Source organism: Bradyrhizobium nitroreducens, assembly GCF_002776695.1.
GTDB lineage: Bacteria > Pseudomonadota > Alphaproteobacteria > Rhizobiales > Xanthobacteraceae > Bradyrhizobium > Bradyrhizobium nitroreducens.
Genome location: NZ_LFJC01000003.1, coordinates 1,600,996 through 1,624,331, shown reverse-complemented (window position 1 = coordinate 1,624,331; position 23,336 = coordinate 1,600,996). Strand labels below are relative to the sequence as shown.

24 protein-coding genes are annotated in these 23,336 nt (G+C 61.5%); 21 read left to right on the top strand and 3 right to left on the bottom strand.

The window, feature by feature from the left end; all coding sequences use genetic code 11:
- A partial coding sequence (ku, locus tag TSA1_RS08150) for a non-homologous end joining protein Ku (protein ID WP_100181026.1) occupies positions 1–767 on the top strand: 767 nt, incomplete at its 5' end.
- Positions 768–782: 15 nt separating this feature from the next.
- Here ku and TSA1_RS08145 read toward each other — a convergent pair.
- Positions 783–2,591 carry a hypothetical protein gene (locus TSA1_RS08145; protein ID WP_145984281.1) on the bottom strand — a complete coding sequence of 603 codons (1,809 nt, stop codon included), beginning with the start codon at positions 2,589–2,591 and terminating at the stop codon, positions 783–785.
- Between the two features lie 402 nt (positions 2,592–2,993).
- Between TSA1_RS08145 and TSA1_RS08140 the strand changes: the two genes are divergently transcribed.
- The 3 genes from TSA1_RS08140 to TSA1_RS08130 all read left to right on the top strand — a co-directional run bounded on the left by TSA1_RS08140 (position 2,994) and on the right by TSA1_RS08130 (position 7,790).
- Positions 2,994–3,692, top strand: coding sequence for a HEPN domain-containing protein (locus TSA1_RS08140; protein WP_100175905.1), 699 nt, complete (start codon positions 2,994–2,996; stop codon positions 3,690–3,692).
- Positions 3,693–3,867: 175 nt separating this feature from the next.
- Entirely contained in the window at positions 3,868–5,025 is a 1,158-nt protein-coding gene (locus tag TSA1_RS08135; protein WP_100175904.1) for a hypothetical protein, read from the top strand.
- A 737-nt stretch (positions 5,026–5,762) separates the two neighbouring features.
- Complete coding sequence (locus tag TSA1_RS08130; protein WP_100175903.1) at positions 5,763–7,790, top strand: ParB/RepB/Spo0J family partition protein; 2,028 nt, start codon at positions 5,763–5,765, stop codon at positions 7,788–7,790.
- 167 nt (positions 7,791–7,957) lie between these two features.
- Here TSA1_RS08130 and TSA1_RS39585 read toward each other — a convergent pair whose 3' ends face one another.
- A complete protein-coding gene (locus TSA1_RS39585) occupies positions 7,958–8,236 on the bottom strand; it encodes a hypothetical protein (protein ID WP_174718667.1) in 279 nt (92 codons plus the stop codon).
- Between the two features lie 346 nt (positions 8,237–8,582).
- Between TSA1_RS39585 and TSA1_RS08120 the strand changes: the two genes are divergently transcribed.
- Both TSA1_RS08120 and TSA1_RS08115 read left to right on the top strand, forming a co-directional pair.
- Positions 8,583–8,894: a DUF736 domain-containing protein gene (locus tag TSA1_RS08120; protein ID WP_100175901.1), complete on the top strand. Its 312-nt coding sequence runs from the start codon at positions 8,583–8,585 to the stop codon at positions 8,892–8,894.
- Positions 8,895–9,282: 388 nt separating this feature from the next.
- A complete protein-coding gene (locus TSA1_RS08115) occupies positions 9,283–10,473 on the top strand; it encodes a DUF932 domain-containing protein (protein ID WP_174719288.1) in 1,191 nt (396 codons plus the stop codon).
- A 209-nt stretch (positions 10,474–10,682) separates the two neighbouring features.
- Here TSA1_RS08115 and TSA1_RS08110 read toward each other — a convergent pair whose 3' ends face one another.
- Positions 10,683–10,964: a helix-turn-helix domain-containing protein gene (locus TSA1_RS08110; RefSeq protein ID WP_100175899.1), complete on the bottom strand. Its 282-nt coding sequence runs from the start codon at positions 10,962–10,964 to the stop codon at positions 10,683–10,685.
- A 110-nt stretch (positions 10,965–11,074) separates the two neighbouring features.
- Between TSA1_RS08110 and TSA1_RS08105 the strand changes: the two genes are divergently transcribed.
- From TSA1_RS08105 to TSA1_RS08035, 15 genes are all read left to right on the top strand, one after another.
- Positions 11,075–11,347, top strand: coding sequence for a DUF2285 domain-containing protein (locus tag TSA1_RS08105; RefSeq protein WP_100175898.1), 273 nt, complete (start codon positions 11,075–11,077; stop codon positions 11,345–11,347).
- Between the two features lie 165 nt (positions 11,348–11,512).
- Entirely contained in the window at positions 11,513–11,707 is a 195-nt protein-coding gene (locus TSA1_RS08100; protein WP_091890073.1) for a transcriptional regulator domain-containing protein, read from the top strand.
- Positions 11,708–11,873: 166 nt separating this feature from the next.
- Positions 11,874–12,284: a DUF2285 domain-containing protein gene (locus TSA1_RS08095; protein WP_245448152.1), complete on the top strand. Its 411-nt coding sequence runs from the start codon at positions 11,874–11,876 to the stop codon at positions 12,282–12,284.
- A gap of 133 nt (positions 12,285–12,417) precedes the next feature.
- Positions 12,418–12,699, top strand: a complete 282-nt coding sequence (locus TSA1_RS08090) for a helix-turn-helix transcriptional regulator (protein ID WP_018272755.1) — start codon at positions 12,418–12,420, stop codon at positions 12,697–12,699.
- 22 nt (positions 12,700–12,721) lie between these two features.
- Positions 12,722–13,603 (top strand): replication initiator protein A, encoded by an 882-nt coding sequence (locus TSA1_RS08085; RefSeq protein ID WP_100175896.1) that lies wholly within the window; start codon positions 12,722–12,724, stop codon positions 13,601–13,603.
- Between the two features lie 283 nt (positions 13,604–13,886).
- The gene (locus TSA1_RS08080; RefSeq protein WP_100175895.1) at positions 13,887–14,351 is read left to right on the top strand and encodes a DUF2840 domain-containing protein; all 465 of its coding nucleotides are present in this window, start codon (positions 13,887–13,889) and stop codon (positions 14,349–14,351) included.
- Positions 14,348–14,860 (top strand): S26 family signal peptidase, encoded by a 513-nt coding sequence (locus tag TSA1_RS08075; RefSeq protein WP_100175894.1) that lies wholly within the window; start codon positions 14,348–14,350, stop codon positions 14,858–14,860. The genes TSA1_RS08080 and TSA1_RS08075 overlap by 4 nt, the downstream gene beginning before the upstream one ends.
- A complete protein-coding gene (locus TSA1_RS08070; RefSeq protein ID WP_245448150.1) occupies positions 14,857–15,756 on the top strand; it encodes a lytic transglycosylase domain-containing protein in 900 nt (299 codons plus the stop codon). Before TSA1_RS08075 ends, TSA1_RS08070 begins: the two co-directional genes overlap by 4 nt.
- 250 nt (positions 15,757–16,006) lie before the next feature.
- Positions 16,007–17,770, top strand: coding sequence for a relaxase/mobilization nuclease domain-containing protein (locus TSA1_RS08065; RefSeq protein ID WP_100175892.1), 1,764 nt, complete (start codon positions 16,007–16,009; stop codon positions 17,768–17,770).
- A 36-nt stretch (positions 17,771–17,806) separates the two neighbouring features.
- On the top strand, positions 17,807–19,795 hold the full coding sequence (locus TSA1_RS08060) for a conjugal transfer protein TraG (RefSeq protein WP_100175891.1): 1,989 nt from the start codon (positions 17,807–17,809) through the stop codon (positions 19,793–19,795).
- A gap of 6 nt (positions 19,796–19,801) precedes the next feature.
- Positions 19,802–20,227, top strand: a complete 426-nt coding sequence (locus TSA1_RS08055) for a ribbon-helix-helix domain-containing protein (RefSeq protein WP_100175890.1) — start codon at positions 19,802–19,804, stop codon at positions 20,225–20,227.
- A 133-nt stretch (positions 20,228–20,360) separates the two neighbouring features.
- Complete coding sequence (locus TSA1_RS08050; protein WP_100175889.1) at positions 20,361–21,695, top strand: MFS transporter; 1,335 nt, start codon at positions 20,361–20,363, stop codon at positions 21,693–21,695.
- A gap of 228 nt (positions 21,696–21,923) precedes the next feature.
- On the top strand, positions 21,924–22,838 hold the full coding sequence (gene trbB, locus TSA1_RS08045; protein WP_174718811.1) for a P-type conjugative transfer ATPase TrbB: 915 nt from the start codon (positions 21,924–21,926) through the stop codon (positions 22,836–22,838).
- Position 22,839: 1 nt separating this feature from the next.
- Positions 22,840–23,163, top strand: a complete 324-nt coding sequence (locus TSA1_RS08040; protein ID WP_100175887.1) for a TrbC/VirB2 family type IV secretion system protein — start codon at positions 22,840–22,842, stop codon at positions 23,161–23,163.
- On the top strand, positions 23,163–23,336 hold a 174-nt coding region (locus tag TSA1_RS08035; RefSeq protein ID WP_100181025.1), incomplete at its 3' end, for a VirB3 family type IV secretion system protein. The genes TSA1_RS08040 and TSA1_RS08035, both read left to right, overlap by 1 nt.

The following is a 23,336-nucleotide window of genomic DNA, read 5'->3' as shown; positions in this document are numbered from 1 at the left end:
GCGAGGAGGTCGCCAACGAGGACATCGTCAAGGGCTACAAGGTCGACACCGACACCTTCATCGAGGTGACGAAGGAGGAGCTTGAGAACGTCGCGCTGGAATCGACGCGAACCATCGAGATCGACGAGTTCGTCGACCGCAGCGAGATCGACCCGCGGTATCTGATCCGTCCCTACTACCTGGTGCCGGACGGAAAGGTCGGCCACGACGCCTTCGCCGTCGTCCGCGAAACGATCCGTGAGATGAACAAGGTCGCCATCGGACGGGTCGTGCTCACCAACCGCGAGCACATCATCGCACTCGAGCCCATGGACAAAGGCCTGATGGGAACGCTGCTGCGCTATCCTTACGAAGTGCGTTCTGCGGACGAATATTTCGACGATATTCAGGACGTCAAAGTCACCAAGGACATGCTTGATCTCGCCAGGCACATCGTCAACCAGAAGGCGGGGCACTTCCAGCCGGATAAGTTCGAAGACCAGTACGAAACCGCCCTCATCGATCTCATCAACCGGAAGCGCGCCGGCAAACCCATTACTGCGAAAGAGCGACCTCGTGGCGAGAACGTCGTCGATTTAATGGACGCGCTGCGCAAGAGCATCGGTGGGACAGTAGCAGAGACGATGGCGCTAAAGAAACCAACCAAGAAGGCGCGCAAGGCGGCGGCCGGCCAGAAAGAAATGCTGATGCCCATCACCGGCAAGAAGCAGGCAAAGGAGACGGCGGCGAAGAAGCCGGCCGCTAAGCCGCAACGCAGATCGGCGTGACGGCCGTGCCGAAACTCAGACGCCCGATGCGCGCTCCTCGGTTTCCAGGTCCGGAGAGCCGGGAAACAATTCGCGTTGCGCGAGGCGGATCAAGCGTTCGGAATCCGCGATGAGTTGCGCGCTGGGCTTTATCTTGTCCGCATAGCGCTCATCATAAACCATGAAGTTGTGCAGTGAGACGAGCCCATCCGGATGCGCCTCCGCGTAGTCGGCAAGCAGTTGGCGCATGCCGAATTCGACGACCGACGATTCGAGATTTTCGAGGTCGGCGATCGTCATGATCGCCAGCGGCATCACGCGCTTGCCTTGCGGCGCGTCGCCAAGCAAGCCGCGAAACTCCGCATCGAGGAAGGTCCCGTAGGCCGGCGCGTTGAGACGCGTGTCGTGAACGAGCAGGACCGGATGGATCACCGCGACGTCCGCGAAGTCCGGCTGCGCCGCCCCACAATTCCCGTCGAGGATACGGCGCACGATCTGCGCCAGTTGCGCGACGCCCTTCGGTCGCTCCTTCTTCCCGTTGGCCGGCGCGGCTACGATGCCGTAGCGTGAGCGTATCTGCTTGATCCACACGTCGACATCGCCGAGCACCACCTCGTCCTTCAGCCACGCCGCCTTCTCTTCGAATACGAGGCTCTCCGGAATGTAGTTGAGGACGGCGTCGATCTCGAAGTCGCGGCCCTCGCGGTCGCGTGCGGTCAAGCTGCACCGCAGGCGAGAGGCGAGACCGGGTCGGTCCGGATACATGCGGCGCAGGATGCCGTTGGCGTAATCCTCGAAGGCCATGCCAAACGCCCCGAAGATCTTGTTGGCCTTGCCGCCACGTACTTTCAGCAAGTGGAATAGGGTACCGACCGATATCTTCTCGCTGAAGAAGACGGGATCGATGATGACGGCGCGACCATCGGCCAGGGCCAAAATCGGTCGCTCGCGTAGATCGCGGTACTCGCGCTCGGTAAAGCCGTCCCAGAGCGTGACCGCCAACTCCTCGGGCGTCTGGGACTCTGACGCCATGTACGCGGAAAAAATGTCCCGGTATGCGGTCGCGTCGGCGACCGTGTGCGCGTTGAATACCGCCCCGTCCGGGCGATCGAAAGGCAGGTACAGCGCAAGTCCGGTGACGCAGGTGAAATATTGCTCGACCGTGAGCCCGGTCGCCTCGAAGAAGTCGGCCGAAAACGTTGGATAGTGTTGCGGAAAATGCTTCGAGAACAACGCCCATCCGCGCCCGAGCGTCGTGCCGAGGTGAGGCGCGATCATCGACTCTTCTAGCCCACGGCGGAACGCGCCAAGCGCCTGCTCGCGGGCTTCGTCCACCGGAAGCGTCCCGGATAGCCGGCTACCAAATACGCGGTTGCTCCAAAACGTGCTCGCGATGAGCGCGGCTTGCAGTAACCGGCTTCGCGCCGCCGGATCGTCCAGTGCCTTGATATCGGGAGACGCAGGGCAGCAGCGAACGGCCCAACGCATCAATTCGAGGAGCTGGCCCCGAAAGAAGACTATCGGAAGATCGCCGGGAGGGCGGGTCTGGGCGAAAGCATTGATCCGTTGCAGGTCCTCGTTGCTGCAGATCAGGCCGATGGCACGCTCCTGCCGCACCTTGGTGTCGGGATCGCCAGTGCCGCTCACGACAGTGTTCAGGCGGGCGCACGTGACCAAGACGGCGTCCCGACTGAGCGAGCCCAACAGCCCTTCCATCGTCGCCTCGGTTGCTTCGATGCCCGGAAACAATGCCTCAGGGGGCACGAAAACGCCAATCTCGCGCGAGGTGAGTTTTGAAGACTGTCGGGGGATAGGTCTCGGAAGGATCAGGCCTGGCGGTTTCACAAAGGCTCCATGGACGCGACACTGCGGCGGGCGTGTAACCACGGAGCGCCTGTGTCCCGATATAAGGTTGCCTTCCGCCGTTCGCCACGAAATGGGGCTCCCAACCGGCGAATTTAGCCAACGCCGTCGATGCATTCCGGGCAGGTGTCACCCATGGAAGCGAGCACGTCCGTCATTGCCGTGGCGGCTGCCTGCGGCGAGACACCGGGCGGCGGACTCTCACGGGCGATGTCGAGGGCTGGCCGCATTCCAGCGAAACATGATACCCGCCGGCTTCCCGCAGCGGGGCTTCCGTCGGGGCGCAGCAAATCCCCACGTCGGCCACCGTGAGTCCAAGCCGGCAAACAGTAGAGCACAATCCGCCAAAGTTGCTATGGTGGCGTTTCGGTCCCGGGGTGCCCCATGGTTGCGGCTTTCAAGCAGAATGACCTTTTCAGAGGCCTCCAGAATGACCTTTCACGCTTCAACGCATGCATCGGCAACAACGGCGGCCCTTACGATCTCTACGATTACTCTTGGGGATATTTCGAAGGCACCCGATTGCTTCTGATCGATGCGAAAGTGCCGGGCGCCACCATCGACGTCTTGGTCTATCCGATTTGCTTCAACTTCCGACACGCTGTCGAGCTCTACATCAAATACATCATCGCCGACCTGGGCCGAGTAAGGGGCACGGGTCAGCAGTACCAAGCTGGCCACACGCTTCTCCGAAACTGGAAGAAGGCCAAAAAGCTTTTGAGTGCCATCGACCATGCCGCCGAGGACGCCGCGCTCTTCGAGGAAGTGGTCAAATACATCGAAGAGGTCGATCCGACCGGTCAAACGTTCAGGTACCCCGAGTCGATTAAATACGATCAGCATTTGAAGGATTGGCCCAGCATCAACCTCTCCGTGATCGAGCATCATTACACTCGTTTGTTCGTCGTCGCGAAGAACTGGCAGTATCGCATCGACCACGCGGTTGACCATGCGGCGCAAGACGGAACGTTGGCGCCGCCGTATCGGCGGCCGCCCGACAAGAACGCACTCGTCGGGCGCTGGCACTTCTTGATATACAAAGCCAAAAACACCGGTTTAAGGGTCCGAAATCTCTTCAAATGATAGAGAGCGCCTTGGCTTTCCATTTCCCGAATTTGAGAAAGACCTGGGGTTTCCCCCGCTAATGCCCCAAAGCTCCAGGCGGGGAAGCGCCCCGAACGATCCGGGTTGGACGAATTGCGTCTTCTGCGGGCAACCGGTCGGCAAGGCCGCGAGATCACGTGAACATGTCATCCCCATGTGGATGTTGCGCGCGACCGGGGATCCGAATCGCGTCATCAAGATCGAAAGCGATCCCATAACGGGCGCTGACGTCGTACGGCCGGCGTCGACGTTCCACTTCCCGGCCTGCAAACCGTGCAACGAGAGATATGGAAAGACACTGGAAGCGCGGGCGAAGAACGCGATCGAATCCTTGATGGCCGGCAAGTCGCTTGCGGTGTCCCATTGCTATTGGCTGCTCGATTGGCTCGACAAGGTGAGAGTTGGACTCTGGCTTGGCTACAACATGCTGCACAAGGAGGAGTTCGCGCCCAAATTCAGAATCGATCAGCGGATCGGGATCAAGGACCGGGTCGCGATTGTGAGCGTCGATCCCGACGACCGCACGAAGGGCTTCGGTCTGGGCGGAATGGACAATCAGATCTTCCGGACCAGCCAGGCCGGGATGTACCTGAAGATCAACAATGTTCGGATCCTTTCGGTCTCGTTTGATGGCATCGTTTCACGCTATGCCGGCATGCCCTTCCCGAAGGAGTTGCTGGCGCTCAGCGAAAATCCCGAGGCGTCGATGGCGTTGATGGAGAAGACAGATTACCGCGTGAAGCAGGACTGGAAGGCATTCGACGTCCCAGGCGCGACGGTCATCGCGCAGTCGAGCTTCTGGTTAGCCAACTGCACGGATGACGAAACGTTCGCCATGTACATCAACGGGACCACCATTCCCCGCTTTAGACGGATCCCGCGGATTCGGAAGCGCGCAGACCTCGAACAGTTCGTTCGGACGCACCTGATCTCGAACGCCGCCGGCAACTTCCGGTATCACCCGAACTCGCGTCAGAAGCTTCGGTTCGGACGTGCCAAGGACAACACCGATTGGCATTTCATGCGATCGTTGTACACCTTGTTCATCCAAGATGTCCTGCCGCTTAATCCCAAGAGAATGGTCGATCCGGATGGTACGAGGCGCGGGACCATGCAGCTCGCGATGCTCTGGCTCGAAAAGGCCGTTCAGCTGATGCTGCGCTTCCGTCAACTCGGCGCTCCCGACGAAGGAAGCTTCGGCCTGATGGTTGACGAATTGCAGCACGTCTACAGGGACTGGGAAGAACTTCGTGCAAACACGCTCGGCCAATGGGCCCGCGACGCTTCTGCTTGTCCACCACTCAAGGAGTAGCGCCGAGTTAGCTTCGAGCCGCCACGCTCGATTCAGCGAGCGCCGGCGACGAACCTTGTTCCGCAATTCGCCAGCTGATGGCCGACCTGAAGGCCGAATTTGCTACCCGGGAAAGTGCTAGAGCAGGTGAAGAAGAACAAAAGAAACATTTTCCGATGCTTCAGATCCAAATCTATAACGCGTCGACAAACGTTCACGAGGAAGTCTGGATTCCTTGAGCTTAAGTCGTCGCTGCTTCTCCGTTTTTGCGCACGCGGCTGCTGCCGCACCGGGCTCTCGTGAACCGAGCCGCGAGGTCGTCTCGGCCTTCGGCTTCGATCCCTTGCGCGATACTGTGTCGCTCGCCGGAGGCACTCGCCCTCGGTCCCGCCGTCATTTCATTCCGGCGTCGCTATCACTGCCCTTCTTTCGGGTGCCTTTTTAACCGGTCTCGCGACTGCCGACTGGCCTTCGCTTCGCTCCGGCGCAGACGCCCTCTTTCTGTTTGGAGCTAAGGGCTCCGCCCTCGCGCGGGCAAGGGTGAAGTCCCGGAAGATCCGGGACCGGCCGGGGCGGTCTCCCCGACCTTCCGCGCGGTCGTCAAGACCGGACAGCTGCCACCATGGGAATCCGCTTGTGCAGGCCGGGTGATCCCCCTCCGCCCCGGCCGCCCTTGCCCTTGCTACCCCGGTCTCGCCGACGGGCAGGGGTGCAGGCGCGAGGTGCGCTCTGCACCCAGGCCCTAAAGGAGATTGATCATGTCTGCCAAGAACGTTGAAATCGCCACGGCAAGCGGGACCGAGAGCTTCATTCCGCTCAACAAGCTCAAGAAGTCCCCCAAGAACGCCCGCAAGACGCCGCACAGCGAGGCGTCGATTGAGGCCTACGCGGCCAGCATCGCTGCGAAAGGCATCCTGCAAAACCTTGTCGTCGAACCGGAACTGGATGGGGACGGGGCGGCCACGGGGTTCTATTTCGTCACCATCGGCGAAGGCCGCAGGCTGGCGCAGCTTCTGCGCGTTAAGCGCAAGGAGATCAAGAAGACCGAACCGATCCGCTGCGTCATCGACACGGCGAACGATCCTCACGAAATCAGCCTCGACGAGAACGTCACGCGCGAGAACATGCATCCCGCGGACCAATTCGAAGCGTTCAAGAAGCTGGCCGACGAACGCGGGTTAGGCGCGGAAGAAATTGCCGCCCGGTTCGGCGTGACACCGCATGTTGTGCGGCAGCGCCTGCGGTTGGGCGCGGTCTCGCCCAAGCTGATACAAATCTACCGCGACGGCGATCTGGCGCTGGACCAGTTGATGGCCTTTGCTATTGCGGAGGATCATGCCCGGCAGGAAGCGGTGTACGAGCGATTGTCGTATAACCGCGATGCCAGTACCATCCGCCGCTTGTTGACGGAGACACATGTGGCCGCAACGGATCGCCGGGCGATCTTTGTTGGTGCGGAGGCCTACACGGAGGCGGGCGGTACGATCCTGCGTGATTTATTCACGGAAGATCGCGGCGGCTATTTCGAGGACGTGGCGCTGCTCGATCTGTTGGTGACCGGAAAGCTTGGGCGCGCGGCGGATGCCCTGCGGGAGGCCGAGGGTTGGAAATGGACCCAAGCCCATCTCGACTTTCCGCACGCCCATGGTTTGCGTCGGACCTATCCGCATCCGGTGGAGCTTTCGGCGGACGATCAGGCCGCCCTCGATGCTGCGCAGGCCGAATTCAACAGCCTGACCGAGCAGCAGGAGACGGCCGAGGAACTTCCTGACGAAGTGGACGCGCGGTTTGGCGAACTTGAGACCGAGATCGAGCGGTTGGAGGCCAAGCGACAGGCCTATGACCCGGACTACATCGCCCGGAGCGGGGCTTTCGTCATCCTCAACCATGATGGCACCGTGCGCGTCGAACGTGGGTTCATCCGAACCGAGGATGAGAGGCCCCAAGGCGAAACCGAGCAGGCGGGCGATGCTTCGGAGAGCGCCGACGCCGAGAGCAGTGACGGCCGGTCAGGCGAGGAGGGGGACGGGGAGGCGGATCAGTCCTCGGAGGAGGAAGAAAACGACAGTAGTTTGTCGGATATCCTTGTTCGTGACCTCTCCGCCCATCGCACCTTGGGGCTGCGGCTCAATCTGAGCGAACAGCCGGACGTCGCCGTGGTGACCGTCACCCATGCACTCGCCGCGCAAATCTTCTATCTCGGGGCGGAGGCGCACGTTGTCGGTATTCATCCGGTCAACATGGCGCTGGCGTCGCATGCGGATGGGATCGAGGATACCCCAGCTGGCAAGGCATGGGCGGATCGTCATGCCAACTGGGCAAGGCAGATGCCCCGTGACGTGACCCACCTCTGGACGTTCGTGTCCGAACTTGATCACGACAGCCGTATGGCGTTGCTCGCGCACTGCGTCGCGCTGACGGTCAACGCGGTCAAGTTGCCTTGGGAGCGGAAACCGCGAACGCAGGCGACAGCAGACCGTTTGGCGGAAGCCGTCTCGCTTGATATGAACGGGTACTGGCGGCCGACCGTGCGGACTTATCTTGGGCGCATTACCAAGGCGCGCATCCTGGAGGCCGTGCGGGAAGGCGTAAGTCACGAAGCGGCCGACCGTATAGCCGACATGAAGAAGCCGGACATGGCAGAAGCCGCCGAGCAGCTGCTGGCCGCGACGGATTGGCTGCCGGCGCTGATGCGGACACCGAAAGCCGTCCAAGAGCTCGTAAAGCAAACGCCGACGGATGCTACGGAAGCGCATGCAAGTGCTTATGCCGATGCTGCCGAGTGATCGGCATGGCCGGGACCGTCAACACGGTCCCGGCCAGTCATCGTGCGACTGCCGAAATTTTTGGCCGCGCGCCTCAAGGCGCGCGGCCAATCTCATGATACCCACACTCTCGATCGGGCTCATTTCTCAAGAGATGGCTGAAGCCGGTGGGGTGGGGTGCGTTGTCGTCAACGCCCGTCAACCCGCCCCGAAAGACGGTACGCCGCGTCGGTCCAGTTGGACCAGTCGCTGTTGCGGCGGGACCAGATCAGCGTGAAGCTGTCGTCGCCCTGTCCCTTCACCAGCGAGGCATAAATCGGGGCGGACCGATCGGTCGTCTCTGACATCGAGATCGCAGGCTGGACTCCGCGGGTTCTGAGCGACGACGGCGCGGTCGGCCGCGCCGCCATGGGAAATCGTTCGCTGTCGTTAGCTGGGTCGCGCCTTCGCCTTTCGTTGATGCGCACGCGCACGTCTTTGTGCGACCGGTGATCCCTATCCTTGTGCGGTGACGGTTCCGATGGTAGTCATGGTGGTCTCCATCAGTCTGTTTGATCGGCGCGCACCAACGCAACCTCGAATGGACGGATCAGGCCCGAGGGACGGCTTCGCCTCGATCGCCTTCCCGCAACGGCTACGCCGGCTTTTTTCCCCTGCCGCGAAGTGGCGGCATTCCTCGCGAGGCAAAAAAGCCGTCTACCGCCGTCCTCCGCTGCGCTGCGGGCCTGACTGCTGCGGGCCGATCGCTCCCCGGGCCAAGGACCGCCATCGAGGCTGCGATGGTCGCGGCCCGAAAGCAGAACGGAGACCACCATGGCTACCATCGGAACCTTCACCGCAGCGGACAACGGCTACACCGGATCGGTCAAGACGCTCACGCTCAACGTCAAGGCCAAGTTCGTCGCGACCGAGAAGGACAACGACAAGGCGCCCGACTATCGCATCTTCGCCGGCGCCACCGAATTCGGCGCCGCCTGGAAGAAGACCGCGCGGGAGACGGATCGCGAATATCTCTCGGTCAAGCTCGACGATCCGAGCTTCCCGGCCCCGATCTACGCCTCGCTGGTGAAGGGTGAGGGCGACGACAGCTTCACGCTGATCTGGTCCCGCCGCAACGGCGACTGATCCAACCGGATCGAAGCGCCCCGCCTCCTCGGAGGCGGGGTTTTTCTGCGCTCATGACCGCAACGGCATAGAAGGAAGGCGAGGAAGGCCTTCGGCCTACTTGTTCGCATATTGGTCGCTAAGGGCTCCGCCCTCGCGCGCGCAAGGGTAAAGCACCGTCCCGGTGCCGGCCGGAGTGGTCTCCCCGGTCTTCCGCGCCGTCGCAGAATTTTCATGAAGACATGAGCGCCAGGCGCGTGCAGACGCGCGCGTACCGCTCGCCCCTTGGGCGGGTGATCCCCCTCCACTCCGGCCGCCCTTGCTCTTGCTACCCCGGTCTCGCCGACGGGCAGGGTTGCAGCGCAGCGCTGCGCTTTAACCCAGCCCCAAAGGAGAATTAGCGATGACGATGATGACCCTGACCCAGAACGAGCAGCCTGTTTCCGGCGGCTTTCGCGTCGATGTATCGCGCGGCCAGCGTGTTGGCCGTGTATCGTCGGAATGGTTTTCACGGCCCGATGACGAGCGCTATTTGAATCTGCCGGACCTCTATGAGTCGGTGCGCGGCCGGGCCGAGCGTGCGCAGGCGCGGACGGTGGAGAGCCGGGCCATCCGGGTGGAGGCCAACAGCAACAATCCGGAGAGACTGGCTTTGATGGTGCCCGGACGTGACGAACTGGTGGCGCCGACCCATTGGAGCTTTGGCCAGTTGTGCACGCTGGTCGGCGCGCCAACGTCGTATCTGCGGCAGCTTCCCGCAGCCCTGTCAGGCATCAACCTGCAACATGGCTTGCTCTCGCACCGCGCCGAGCTCGTGAAAACCCTCGAAGTCGATAACGGCCGCGTCGAGCTTCGTGCCGTCACCGGCCCTGACTACGGCCGTATCTGGGACCATGAGCTTGTCGCCGCCGTAATGAAGATCGCGGGCAACGGCATCGGCGATACGCGGTGGAAGGTGCCGGGCGTGCTGGATTGGTCAACCATGACCCACAATCCCTTTGTAGACGTGACCAAGGACACGACGACGCTCTACGCCAGCGACCGGGATGTGTTCCTGTTTCTGGTCGACGATACCAACCCGATCGAGGCGGGGCGGTTGCCGGATGGTTCGCCGGATCTGTATTTCCGGGGATTTTACTGCTGGAACAGCGAGGTCGGCAGCAAGACGCTTGGCATTGCGAGTTTCTACCTTCGCGCCGTCTGCATGAACCGCAATCTGTGGGGCGTGGAGAACTTCGAGCAAATCACGATCCGGCATTCGAAATTCGCGGCACAACGTTTTGCGCATGAGGCGGCCCCTGCGCTGACGAGCTTCGCAAATTCATCGCCCGCGCCATTCGTTGCGGGCATCAAGGCCGCGCGGGAGCGGATCGTTGCCCGCACCGACGAGGACCGCGAAAGCTTCCTCCGCAGGGGCGGGTTTTCCAAGTCGGAGACGGCGAAGATCATCGAGACGGTTCTAGGAGAGGAAAACCGCAAGCCAGAAAGCATCTTTGATTTTGTGCAGGGGATTACGGCGCTGGCGCGTGGCAAGGCGCATCAGGACGCGAGGCTTGAACTGGAAGGGAAGGCAAAGCGCTTGATGGAACGCGCGATCTGAGAGGCTAGCCGCGCAATCGGGTCGGTTGCGCGGCTACCTCCCTAAAGCCTATGCATCGCCGCCGGTCCGGCAAGCCGGACCGGCGGCGATGACGCGTGTCCGCGTCCGGCGCTCGCCAGGCCTCCGGCCCGGCTCGCGAAACAAAGGAACAAACTAGAAAGTGAGACAGTTGGCATCCAGCCACTCCCAAGGTGGAAGAGCCGGAACAGTTACTTCTTCTTGCGATTCGGTCGGATCGGCTTGCGACCCTTGGGTAATGTCTTGGGCGTCGTCGCTCCCTTAGGCGGCTGAAGGAAGAACTCCGATAACTGGACACCAAGCGTTTCCGCCAATCGGTCGAGCAGATCAATCGTCGGGTTCTCCGATTGCCGTTCAAGACCGCTCATGTATGAGCGATCGATTCCGGCATCGTATGCCAATTGCTCTTGCGGAATGCCGCGATCGACGCGAATCCGGCGGACATTCCAGGCCACAAGCGCACGAGCTTTCATGCGCAAAAGCAGCCATTTGGCAGGCCATTAAACCACTGGCTATAACCGATCTATTTCGATAGTTTAGTCCATAAGATAGGCTCAGGCTTCAATGAAGCGCCGTATGCTACATGAATAGACCGCCAGTGGACCCCGACGTTGCAGATGCGGCGCCAAATGAATCGGCGATGACGACCTACGACGAACAGCATGTCGTCACGTACATTCGCCTTCTGCAGGCGGAGGGTGAGGGAGCGGACTGGCGGGAGGTGGCTCGTATCGTCCTACATATCGATCCGGAGCGAGAGCCGGAACGTGCGCGGACTGCATATCAGAGTCATCTTGCGCGCGCCAAATGGGTGACCGAGCAGGGGCGCCTCTTGCGCGGCGCAGGCTCAAAATAGAAGAAAATCGCTGACTGGAGACTTGCAGTCAGAACTATTTTCTCCCGCTAACCGGTGGTCATTCTCATGCACCACGTGGTGCCAAACTAGGGGCTTCCTACAACCGCTTCGTTCATAACTATTGCGCCGCAATCCTTGTTAGCTGCGTGCAATGGGGCGGAAACAATGCCTGAATTCGACTGGCGATCGCCAGATTCGTTTAAGAGCCTAGAGAACGCTGAGATCACTCACATCGCCTGGGAAGGACTTCGCATGAACGTGGACTATCAACGCGATTACGAAACGATGATTGCGAACAGCCCCGATGGCGAAGTGACCGAGGAATTCAGGAGGAGGTGGGGCATCTGCTTTCGCCCATGACCCGCAAAGGTCCTCCAAAGAACAGGCAATCTTTTGGACGCCTGAGGTCCTAGCGTCTGTTGTCCCGGTGACAACCGCCCCGGCTGTTGCTCACAAGTCAGCGTCTCAGCCACTGCTCGACTTTACTGTTGGACAGGTGTGCCGCGCCACCGACGGTTGGCACGCGGTGCTGCACATCGGCTCGGTGGAGCATCGCATCTGGTCGAAACAGCCGCTGACCGCAGGCGCCCACTACACAGCCAGGTTGCCCCTTGACCGCGATTTCGAAGCACGTGCTCACGCGGCCGCGCGGCTGTGGCGCGCGATGAATGGGCGCGCACCAGGACCTGTCTTTCATCGCTTGCCCAAACAGCGGCGCGAACGATTATGCGCGGCCCTTCGCGCGGCCGCCGCTTATTTCGCCGGCGCCACGTATCGCAGCATTGCAGAGGCTCTGTTCGGCAAAAAGCGCATGTCGGATCGCGTCTGGAAAACGCACGATTTGCGCAGTCGAACCATCCGTCTCGTCCAAAGCGGTCTCGCGTTCGTGCGCGGCGGCTATCGCAAACTTCTGCGGCTTGAGCGCAGGGACGAGTAGCGCCGTCCTCCAGGGGTGCCGAAAATCGGCCCCCTAATATTCGGCATCCCCCTCCGACATCGCACTTCTCCATGATGACCGCACACACGCCGACGCCGCCATCCGCGGTGCGCTGTCATCCTGGAGTTCTCAAATGCCCGATCCGATGGCCGGTCTACCCCCGCGATTCCTGCGTACACCGGAGGCCGCGCGTTATCTTGGCCTCTCGGGTCGCACGCTTGAGAAGCATCGGACGTACGGCACCGGGCCAACCTATCGGAAGATCGGCGGGCGGGTCGTCTACGCTTTGGATGACCTGAAGGCCTGGGCTGATCTCGGCGCCAAAACGTCGACGTCCGATCCCGGGAAGGGGACCGTGCTGCCGGCCAAGAAGCACCCGGTGCTGCGCCCGTATGCGGGCCAGGAACGTCGCTGATCGCCGCGCGAGAGCAGTGACCATGCGGCGCAAACACCATTCCGAGCGCGATCAGCTTGAGCTTTTTAGGGCGTTGCCCGGCGATCTCGCGCCCCGCGACACGCAGGATCTGATGGCTTATCCGTTCTTCTCGCTCGCGAAAACGAAGCGGATCGTGCCGATCGATTTCCGTGCGGGTGCGATCGCAATTCGTGTCGAAGCTGTGCCGGAACACGGCATGGCGACCATCTGGGATGCAGACGTTCTGATCTGGGCTGCATCCCAGATCGTCGAAGCACGTGACGCCGGCTTGAAGACATCGCGCCTGATGGCTGCGACTCCTTACGAGATTCTGACGTTTGTCGGCCGCGGCACCAGCGCGCGCGACTACGAGCGGTTGAAGGCTGGTCTCGACAGACTCCAGTCAACGACCGTGCTGACGTCGATCCGCCAGCCGGCAGAGCGGCGACGGCATCGCTTCTCCTGGATCAACGAGTGGAAGGAGACCGCCGATACAAATGGTCGACCATTTGGGCTCGAGCTGATCCTGCCGGACTGGTTCTACGCGGGCGTGATCGATGACGCGCTCGTGCTGACGATTGATCGCGCTTACTTCGATCTGACGGGTGGGCTTGAGCGCTGGCTTTATCGGCTCGTGCGCAAGCACGGTGGGCGACAGGACGGCGGCTGGAGTTTTGACCTTGTTCACCTCCATGCCAAGTCCGGCATCCTCTCGCCGCTCAAGCACTTTGCGTACGACGTACGTCAGATCGTCCAGCGCCAGACATTGCCTGGCTATCAGCTCGTGCTTACGCGTGATCCGAACGGCGCCGAGCGACTGAACTTCGCGCCAACGCTTGTTGATCCCTTAACGGCACGTCTGCGCCGGCGCGGTCTCATTCCAAATTCGGAGGACAATCTGTGAATCAGCTCGTGCTATTGAGGACTGCAACCCTCGTGCTATCGGGGACCCAATCCTCGTGCTATCGGGGACTGAAATCGAGCTTAAGAGCTTGTTTCTCCGCGCTTTCCAGCCCCTCTAACTTTACTAACCAGAAATCCTTCGGATTTCTTCTAACGAACCAGGCCGAGAGACGCGTTGGAGGCGACCGGAAAGGACGCACCGCCAGTCCTGCTTGCAAGACGCACAAGCCCTCCACCGAACCCCGAGCTCACGGCTGCCAGTGCCAGCTTCAAGGAGCGGCAGCATGAGCGACCTCACCGAAGTGGAAGTGTTGTGGCTCGAGAAGCGGATTGAAAACCGTATTCGGTTCGGGCGCATCGCTGAGGAGAAAAAGATCGATCGTCACCGGCGCGTCTTGTCATTCGCGCCAGGCAGCATCTTTGCCTTCGTCCGTTGGACCTCCAACGACTTCGGCACGATCATCTCGCGGATTGACATCTTGCGCGCGGTCGCGCCGGGACAGCGCTGCTCGACCGTGCCGTATGTGCAGCCCGGCGGAGAGATTTTGCTGCGGCTCTCCGGTTGGCCGAAGGTCGAACGAGTGCTGCAAATGGTCGACGCCATCGACGCGCTCGGCATCGATCCCGCTGACGTCGCTCCTGATCATTGGCATCACGTCCATAATCGTCTGTCAGTCAACGAAAACCCGCGTCCTTATACGAAAGCGCGCCACCAGGCGTGGCTTCACCGCCAGAGGGTCATGCGATGACCAGCCGATTCAAGACGCTGACCGCAATGCTCGGCGGTGCCGCGGCTCTGGTCGCGCCAATCGTTCTGGAGATTACGCCGTCCTACATTTGGAATGCGTCCGAGAGCATACCGATCGGGCTCTATCGTTTGCGGCCGTCGAACAACCTGTTCGTCACCGAGCTCGTTGCCGTCCAGCCGCCGGAGCCGCTTGCGACCTTCCTCGATCTGAACGGCTATCTGCCAGCGGGGGTTCCGATGCTCAAACGCGTGCTAGCGCTTCCCGGGCAGACCGTCTGCAGAAGCGGGCGCACACTTTCCGTCGACGCGATCGAGATGGGCGAGGCCCGAGATCGCGACGGGCGCGGTCGACCCCTTCCGAGATGGCAGGGCTGCCGCGTGGTCGGCGACGGCCAACTCTTTCTCATGAACTGGCAGTCGAACGATTCGCTGGACGGCCGATACTTTGGATTCCTGCCGTCGTCGGCCGTCATCGGCCGTGCGCTCCCTTTGTGGACTTGGGAGGAGTGATCGTGCGTAGTCTGCCTTTCTGCCCCGCTATTCCTTTGTTCGGCCGAGTGCTGCGCCATTCCTCCGTCCCGACCAACGATTGGAAAGCCGTCGCGCGCAGCGGCGGTCCAGGGCGGCCGAACGGCTGGCGCGAAGCGGCTTTACCCTGGACGGGCGCGAGCACGGCGGCAGGCTTGCATTCGTTCGTGGGGAGCTTGCGCACTGTCGTATCGTTGCTCGTTGCCCTGAGTGTGAGCAACCTTCCTGCTGTTGCCGAGACCCGATCCGCGGAGCCTTCAGCGAATTATCGAACTCTCGATCCATCTGCGGATTTCGTCGAGCAGGCCGCGCGTCGCTTCGGCGTCCCGGTGCGCTCGATACGTGCAGTCATAGACGTCGAAAGCGCCGGCAATGTACGTGCTAGGTCACCAAAAGGCGCTATGGGGTTGATGCAGATCATGCCAGAGACGTGGTCAGAGCTACGTCTGCGGTACGAGCTCGGCAGCGATCCCTACGATCTCCATGACAATATTATTGCGGGGACAGCGTACCTTCGCGAACTGCGCGACCGCTACGGTTCACCGGGCTTCCTTGCGGCCTACAACGCTGGACCTGCTCGCTACGAAGAATATCTCGCCGGCCGTCCATTGCCGGCTGAAACCCAGATCTATCTGCAGAAGCTTGTGCCGATCATCGGTAGCGACATTGCAGATTCCAGTGCAGTTGCGAGTCTGCGGCCATCGGGGGGAGCGCTCTTCGTTGTGCGGTCGGGAAGTTCAACGACCGCGGCCCGGCTGCAGCCTGGGCGCCCAACGAACCGAGCTTCGACGGCCCTCTCCGTCCACGACATTTCGGCCATTGCGCCACAGACAACAGGGTTGTTGGTTCTGAGATCAGATGCGGGAGGTCTGCGATGAGGGAACGCGCAAGCTCGCATGCATTGGTGTGCTCTGGCGAACAATGGGCGGAACGGCGAGGGCAGTGGAAAGCCACGACAGCAGGACGGCGAGATAAAAGGGGCTCGCCGGTCGAACCGCAAGCCATTGGCATGGCTTGGGTTCTACCGTGCCGGTCGGTCGGGGCGCGTGCCGCGCCTTGCGTTTTGACGAATGCAATCAAAGGCTTTTTCGGCACTGTGTACGTTTTCGACAGTTGGGAGGTCCTGCCGTGAGCGTGGGCGACAGCGACCTGCGTATTCGGCCTGGGCGCATCCGCAGTACCCGAGCGCATAAGCCGAAGAGCTTCATCAACCAGGTGCTGCGGGCCGCGAAGAAAGCAGGACACACCACGGGTCGGATAGGGTCGGGTAGGCGTTCGGCGGCCTATGGGCGCTCGACGTTTGGCCGCGGACGCCTCGCTTTTAGCCGCGCCAGATTGTTCAGTCCGGCGCGGCGCGTTGTGGTGAAGGCGCGCGTGGTTCGTCATAAGGGGCGAGTCTTCCGTTCAGCACCACTGACCGCCCACCTCTCATATCTGAAGCGCGACGGCGTGACCCGAAGCGGTGAGCGGGCCGAGATGTTCGATGCCGGCAGCGACCGCGCCGATAGCGCAGCTTTCGCGGAACGGTGCCAGGACGATCGCCACCATTTCAGGTTCATCGTCTCGCCCGAGGATGCCGGCGACATTACCGATCTGAAGGCCTTTACCCGCGACCTTGCCAGGCAGATGGAGACCGATCTCGGCACGCGGCTCGATTGGGTTGCTGTCGATCATTGGAACACCGACAACCCTCACGTCCATCTTCTCGTTCGGGGAGTAGGTGAGGAAGGGTCGGATCTCGTGATCTCCCGCGACTACATCAGCCAGGGCTTGCGCTCACGCGCAGAGGAGCTGGTTGCCATCGAACTGGGTCCGAAGCCGGAGCACGAAATCCGCAACTCGCTGGAGAAGGAAGTTACGGCGGAACGATGGACGCGACTCGACCGGGAGATCCGGTTGGCGGCAGATGAAACTGGCTCGATCGATCTTCGCCCGGAGAATCCCGGCAAGTCCGACCCCGAGATCCGGCGCCTGATGGTCGGTCGCCTTCAACACTTGGAGAAGATGGGTCTTGCCGCACCCGCCGCACCAGGCGAATGGATGGTCGGGCTCGAGGCCGAGCGTAGCTTGCGCGATCTCGGGATGCGCGGCGACATCATCAAGACCATGCACCGCGCCTTCACCGAGCGTGGGGAAGCGCGCGGCGTTGCCGATTTCGCTATCGAGGGCGGACAGCCGACGTCCCAGATTATCGGACGACTGGTCGACCGTGGACTGCATGACGAGCTGACTGGCGAGGCCTACGCTCTGATCGACGGAACAGACGGACGGGCGCACCATGTGCGCTTTCGAGGGCTCGAGGCTTTCGAACATGCACCGCCGGTCGGCGGCATCGTCGAAGTCCGCCGCTTCGGTGAAGCCGGCGATCCGCGGCCAACCATGGTACTCGCAACCCGTTCCGATCTCGATCTTACCGAGCAGGTCATCGCGAAGGGCGCCACCTGGCTCGACTACAGGCTGGTCGAACGCGATCCGATGCCGCTCGCCATGGGTGGATTTGGCCGCGAGACCCGCGACGCCATGGAAGCCCGTACCGAGCATCTGATCCAGCAGGGTCTTGCGCGGCGGCAGGGCCAACGCATCATCCTGCAGCGCGATCTTCTGGACACGCTGCGCAGACGCGAACTGGACGAAGTGGCCGCAAGAATCTCGGCCGACACTGGCCTGCCCCGCGTGAATGCCGCCTCCGGGGAGCATGTGGCGGGCACGTATCGCCAGCGCCTGACGCTCACTTCGGGACGCTTCGCCATGATCGATAGTGGGCTCGGCTTCCAGCTCGTGCCCTGGTCCCGCGAACTCGAAAAGAAGTTCGGCCAGCACGTGGCCGGCGTCGTGAAGGACGGCGGTGGCATCGAATGGGGCTTTGGCCGGAAGCGCGACCTCGGCCTCTAGCTATCTCACCAATTCAGTTGCGGAAGGACGCTCGGAATGTCCGGAACCAAAATACTCTGGGGGCAGGTGATCGTTGTGGGCCTGATCGTCTTGCTGGCCATCTGGGGAGCAACCGAGTGGACGGCCTGGCGACTTGCCTACCAGCCCGAGCTTGGGCGGCCCTGGTTCGAACTGTTGGGCTTCAAGATCTATTATCCGCCGATCTTCTTCTGGTGGTGGTTCGTCTACGATGCCTATGCGCCGCAGGTCTTTGTCGAGGGCGCCTTCATCGCAGCGTCAGGGACTGTCGTTTCGATCGCGGCGGCGATCGGCATGTCGGTGTGGCGCGCGCGTGAAGCCAAGAATGTCGAGACCTATGGCTCGGCGCGCTGGGCCGATGCCGAAGAGGTCCGGGCGGCCGGACTTCTTGGTCCGGATGGCGTGGTGCTCGGCAAGCTCGACCGCGACTACCTCCGTCATGATGGACCGGAGCACGTGTTGTGTTTTGCTCCCACACGGTCCGGTAAGGGTGTTGGTCTGGTCGTTCCCTCGTTGCTGGCCTGGCCGGGTTCGGCCATCGTGCACGACATCAAGGGTGAGAACTGGCAACTGACCGCGGGCTTTCGCTCGCGGCATGGCCGCGTCCTGTTGTTCGACCCGACCAACCCGAAATCCTCGGCTTACAATCCGCTGCTCGAGGTCCGGCGCGGGGAATGGGAGGTTCGCGATGTGCAGAACGTTGCCGACGTCCTGGTCGATCCCGAAGGCTCACTCGACAAGCGGAACCATTGGGAGAAGACCAGTCATTCGCTACTGGTCGGTGCCATCCTCCACGTCCTCTATGCCGAGGCGGACAAGACCTTGGCTGGCGTGGCCGCCTTTCTGTCCGACCCGAAGCGGCCGATCGAGACAACTTTGAAGGCGATGATGACCACACCGCACCTTGGCGAGCAGGGCGCGCATCCCGTGGTCGCTTCAACCGCGAGAGAACTGCTCAACAAGTCCGAGAATGAACGTTCCGGCGTCCTGTCCACCGCGATGTCGTTCCTTGGGCTCTATCGCGATCCCGTCGTGGCTCAGGTGACCTGCCGTTGCGACTGGCGGATCGCCGATCTGACCGCAGATTGCCGCCCCGCGACGCTTTATCTCGTGGTGCCACCCTCGGATATCTCACGGACGAAGCCGCTGATCCGCCTGGTGCTGAACCAGATCGGCCGGCGCCTGACCGAGGACCTCCACGCCAGCGATCGCCGACAGCGAGTCTTGATGATGCTCGACGAGTTCCCGGCGTTGGGCCGGCTTGATTTCTTCGAGTCCGCGCTCGCCTTCATGGCGGGATATGGCATCAAAAGTTTCTTGATCGCGCAGTCGCTCAATCAGATCGAGAAGGCCTACGGGCCGAACAACGCGATCCTCGACAACTGCCATGTCCGCGTCAGCTTCGCTACCAATGACGAGCGGACGGCCAAGCGGGTGTCCGACGCGCTGGGGACGGCGACGGAGATGAGGGCCATGAAGAACTACGCCGGGCACAGGCTTAACCCGTGGCTGGGACACCTGATGGTCTCGCGCCAGGAGACGGCAAGGCCGCTGCTGACGCCGGGGGAGGTCATGCAGCTTCCGCCGATAGACGAGATCGTCATGGTGGCAGGGACGGCGCCGATCCGGGCGAAGAAGGTCCGCTATTACGAGGATAGGCGATTCACCGAGCGGGTTTTGTCACCGCCCGATCCGGCGAGCGCCGGCCGCTCGCCGCGAACGGACGGATGGTCAGCGCTCGGACAGTTGAAGCCGACGGCAGGTTCAACTGACAGAGCCACGGAGGCCGAGGAAGACACGGCGAACAGCGGGCTCCGTCGTGAGCCTGAACTCCCCGATCACGTCGCGATCGCCAAGGAGACAACCGAACCGACCCCGGCAGAAGAATTTGCCGCCGTTCTTGACGATGACGACGAGGCGGTCCGTCAGGCCCGGCTCATACGCCAACAGGTGCGCGGTATCGCCCGTCAAGTCGCCATGGATCCGAACGACGGTATGGAGCTCTGAGGCAATATGCGCGACCGGATGAACGTCTACTTCCCGCCAGAGCTTCTGAAACAGATCTCCGAGCTTGCGGATCGCAAGAGACTATCTCGGTCTGCGATCGTGGAGGCGGCGGTTGCTTCGTTTCTGTCACCAGACGGAGCGGACAGGCGGGAGGCAGCGTTTACTCGGCGCCTGGATCGGCTGTCGCGTCAAATGCAGAGGTTAGAGCGCGACGTCGGTCTGACGGCGGAGACCTTGGCCCTCTTCATCCGGTTCTGGTTGACGATCACACCACCGTTGCCAAACGACGCGCAGGCGGCCGCGCAAGCAAAGGGCCGGGAGCGCTTTGAAGGATTTGTCGAGGCGCTCGGGCGCCGTTTGCAAAAAGGGCAAAGCTTTCTGCGCGAGATCCCAGAAGATATCCGCCGTCAGGAACCGGCCGAAGAAACCTGATTGACCATGTAGAAAGACCCTTTCGCCGGTCCTTCTTTTTCTACGCCAGCCTACGACTGCAGCAATTCAGCCGATCTGACAAAAAGCTGGACGCGCTATCGGCTCGCACGAGCTGAGAGCAAAAGGGGCCAGCATGCAAATCTCAACAGCGTGGCGTCGAATCGCGTGCGTTTTTCTCCCTTTCGCTGCTGGATACTATCTTTCGTATCTGTTTCGAACGATCAACGCTTTGATCGCCAGTCGTCTCAGCTCGGATACTGGGCTTGGGACTGCCGACCTCGGATTGCTTACGTCAGTCTATTTCCTTGTCTTCGCGGCGGCTCAGATCCCCATCGGCATTTTGCTGGACCGCTTTGGTCCACGTCGCGTCCAGAGTGTTCTGCTCTTGATTGCCGCGGCGGGCGCCGGACTGTTCGCGGTATCGACCAGCTTCCTGTCATTCTTGATCGCGTGTGGAATGGTTGGGCTTGGCGTCGCGGCGGCGCTGACGGCAGGGCTGAAGTCCATCATCCTTTGGTTCCCCAGGGAACGAGTCGCCTTGCTTAACGGCTACATGATCATGCTGGGATCGCTCGGAGCGGTGACCGCTACGGCTCCCCTTGAACACCTACTCGCTTGGATGGGCTGGCGGCAGCTCTTTGAGATACTGGCGGCCGCTACCGGTGCCACGGCCATTTTGATCTATGTCGTGGTGCCCGAACGAGGCAATGTCCCATCGATAGCGTCAACCCCCACGACCCTAAGCTCTGTTTTTGGAGATCGGCGCTTCTGGCGAATGGCCCCGTTGTCGGCGACTTGCGTTGGATCTGCTTGGTCTCTGCAGGGCCTGTGGGCATCACCGTGGCTGACAGACGTAGAGGGGCTTGATCGCACAAGTCTCGTCCGACAGCTTTTCATGATGTCCGTCGTACTGAGCGGCGGTGCCTGGCTGTTCGGTGTGGCCGTCCATCACATCAAGCGAAGAGGAATTGGGGCAGAGACGATATTAGCGATGGTTGCAGTTCTGTTCATCGCAGCTGAGTTAGCCTTGATCCTGCGAGCGCCTCTGCCGTCCATCTTGCCCTGGTCTCTTATCGCAATCGTCGGAACGGCAACCGTGGCCAGCTTCGCGGTGATAGCGGACTATTTCCCGCCGGAGCTTGCCGGTCGTGCCAATGGTGCCTTGAACGTCTTGCACTTTGGTTGGGCATTTCTGGCACAATACGCGACAGGTCTGATCCTGGAGCAATGGTCCGCGAACGATGGTCATAAGCCCGTCCAGGCCTATCAGGTCGCGTTCGGCGTCAACGTAGCGCTGCAGATCGCGGCGTTGGTCTGGCTCGCGCTGCCTTGGCGCCGATCCGTCGTTCCATGGATGAGTTCAATCCTCGTCTTCAAGCCGGCTGATGTTTCCTACGCTGTCGAGTCAGTTGGGTTGTATGAGGATTCGGTCATCCTCCTGCCTGCGGATGACGATGCGGAGTGGTGAGCAGCAACTCGCGGCGAACGAATACGATTAAGTAGCCGTCAAATATCAGTTCTCAGTCTTTCTTTTCCTACGCCAGCCTACGATCACCGAAAGCGCTTGTTGCGCCAAGTCCATTGGTGACTTTTGTAATTGTCCCCATCTGAGGGCGCTCTTTGTGCGTCCTCATTCGTGGGGCGAACGGTGGCAATCCATTCTATTCAATCGGAAGCGAGTTTGCGCGGTGCGCGAATGCTGCGCAGCGCGCTTGGCTCGGCGATTGCCGGCTACCTCGAGGATGAAGCGATCATCGAGGTGATGCTTAACCCGGATGGGCGGCTGTGGATCGACCGGTTGTCGAATGGTCTGATCGACACAGGCGAGACACTGTCGGCTGCCGATGGCGAGCGCATTGTTCGCCTGGTCGCGCACCATGTAGGTGCCGAGGTGCATGCCGGCGCGCCACGGGTTTCGGCCGAACTGCCCGGGACAGGTGAGCGCTTCGAAGGTCTCTTGCCTCCGGTAGTTGCTGCGCCGGCCTTTGCGATCCGCAAGCCCGCCGTCGCCGTGTTTACGCTCGACGACTACGTCGCCAGCGAGATCATGACCTCGGAGCAGGCCAAGGTGCTGAAGAACGCGGTCGCCGAACGGAAGAACATCCTCGTCGCCGGTGGGACATCGAGCGGCAAGACAACATTGACGAACGCGCTCTTGGCCGAGGTAGCAAAAACATCCGATCGGGTCGTGCTGATCGAAGATACACGCGAACTCCAGTGCAAAGCGCCAAATCTCGTGGCTTTGCGGACAAAGGATGGCGTGGCCACGCTGTCGGATCTTGTTCGCTCCTCGCTGCGACTGCGTCCGGATCGTATCCCGATCGGAGAGGTCCGCGGTGCCGAAGCGCTCGATCTACTCAAGGCGTGGGGCACCGGTCATCCCGGTGGCATCGGCACTATTCACGCTGGTAGCGCGCTCGGTGCACTGCGGCGGCTCGAGCAGCTCATCCAGGAAGCCGTCATCACGGTTCCGCGGGCCCTGATCGCCGAGACCATTAACATTATCGCCGTACTGGCGGGGCGCGGCGCCGACCGTCGCCTCGCTGAACTCGCCCTCGTCTCGGGGCTTGGCGCCGCCGGCGATTACAGCCTTTCAACAGCAGGAGACTGACATGCGTCAGGAATTTCGCTTTCTTCGAGGTGCATTGTTGGCCGCCTTCGGCACGGTGCATTTGGCAGTTCAGCCAGCATGCGCGGCTGGCTCGAACATGCCGTGGGAGCAGCCACTCAATCAGATTCTGCAGTCGGTTGAGGGGCCGGTCGCCAAGATCATCGCTGTCATCATCATCGTGGTGACGGGCCTCACGCTCGCGTTCGGGGATTCGTCAGGCGGTTTCCGCAGGCTGATCCAGATCGTGTTCGGTCTGTCGATCGCGTTTGCCGCCTCGAGCTTCTTCCTGTCGTTCTTCTCCTTCGGCGGTGGCGTGGTGATCTGATGAATGAACCTGTCACAGGCTTTGTTGTGCCTGTTCATCGCGCACTCACCGAGCCCATCCTGATGGGTGGCGCCCCGCGATCGGTTGCGATCGTTAATGGCACGCTTGCGGCAGCCCTGGGTCTGGGGCTGCGGCTCTGGATCGCGGGTCTGGTCCTCTGGTTCATCGGCCAC

Excerpts from the sequence above, each read along its gene's own strand:
- TSA1_RS08140 (WP_100175905.1), top strand. The coding sequence starts at position 2,994 with ATGGTTGCGGCTTTCAAGCAGAATGACCTTTTCAGAGGCCTCCAGAAT.
- TSA1_RS08135 (WP_100175904.1), top strand. The coding sequence starts at position 3,868 with ATGTGGATGTTGCGCGCGACCGGGGATCCGAATCGCGTCATCAAGATC.
- TSA1_RS08130 (WP_100175903.1), top strand. The coding sequence starts at position 5,763 with ATGTCTGCCAAGAACGTTGAAATCGCCACGGCAAGCGGGACCGAGAGC.
- TSA1_RS08120 (WP_100175901.1), top strand. The coding sequence starts at position 8,583 with ATGGCTACCATCGGAACCTTCACCGCAGCGGACAACGGCTACACCGGA.
- TSA1_RS08115 (WP_174719288.1), top strand. The coding sequence starts at position 9,283 with ATGATGACCCTGACCCAGAACGAGCAGCCTGTTTCCGGCGGCTTTCGC.
- TSA1_RS08110 (WP_100175899.1), bottom strand. The coding sequence starts at position 10,964 with ATGAAAGCTCGTGCGCTTGTGGCCTGGAATGTCCGCCGGATTCGCGTC.
- TSA1_RS08105 (WP_100175898.1), top strand. The coding sequence starts at position 11,075 with ATGAATAGACCGCCAGTGGACCCCGACGTTGCAGATGCGGCGCCAAAT.
- TSA1_RS08100 (WP_091890073.1), top strand. The coding sequence starts at position 11,513 with ATGCCTGAATTCGACTGGCGATCGCCAGATTCGTTTAAGAGCCTAGAG.
- TSA1_RS08090 (WP_018272755.1), top strand. The coding sequence starts at position 12,418 with ATGCCCGATCCGATGGCCGGTCTACCCCCGCGATTCCTGCGTACACCG.
- TSA1_RS08085 (WP_100175896.1), top strand. The coding sequence starts at position 12,722 with ATGCGGCGCAAACACCATTCCGAGCGCGATCAGCTTGAGCTTTTTAGG.
- TSA1_RS08080 (WP_100175895.1), top strand. The coding sequence starts at position 13,887 with ATGAGCGACCTCACCGAAGTGGAAGTGTTGTGGCTCGAGAAGCGGATT.
- TSA1_RS08075 (WP_100175894.1), top strand. The coding sequence starts at position 14,348 with ATGACCAGCCGATTCAAGACGCTGACCGCAATGCTCGGCGGTGCCGCG.
- TSA1_RS08060 (WP_100175891.1), top strand. The coding sequence starts at position 17,807 with ATGTCCGGAACCAAAATACTCTGGGGGCAGGTGATCGTTGTGGGCCTG.
- TSA1_RS08055 (WP_100175890.1), top strand. The coding sequence starts at position 19,802 with ATGCGCGACCGGATGAACGTCTACTTCCCGCCAGAGCTTCTGAAACAG.
- TSA1_RS08050 (WP_100175889.1), top strand. The coding sequence starts at position 20,361 with ATGCAAATCTCAACAGCGTGGCGTCGAATCGCGTGCGTTTTTCTCCCT.
- trbB (WP_174718811.1), top strand. The coding sequence starts at position 21,924 with ATGCTGCGCAGCGCGCTTGGCTCGGCGATTGCCGGCTACCTCGAGGAT.
- TSA1_RS08040 (WP_100175887.1), top strand. The coding sequence starts at position 22,840 with ATGCGTCAGGAATTTCGCTTTCTTCGAGGTGCATTGTTGGCCGCCTTC.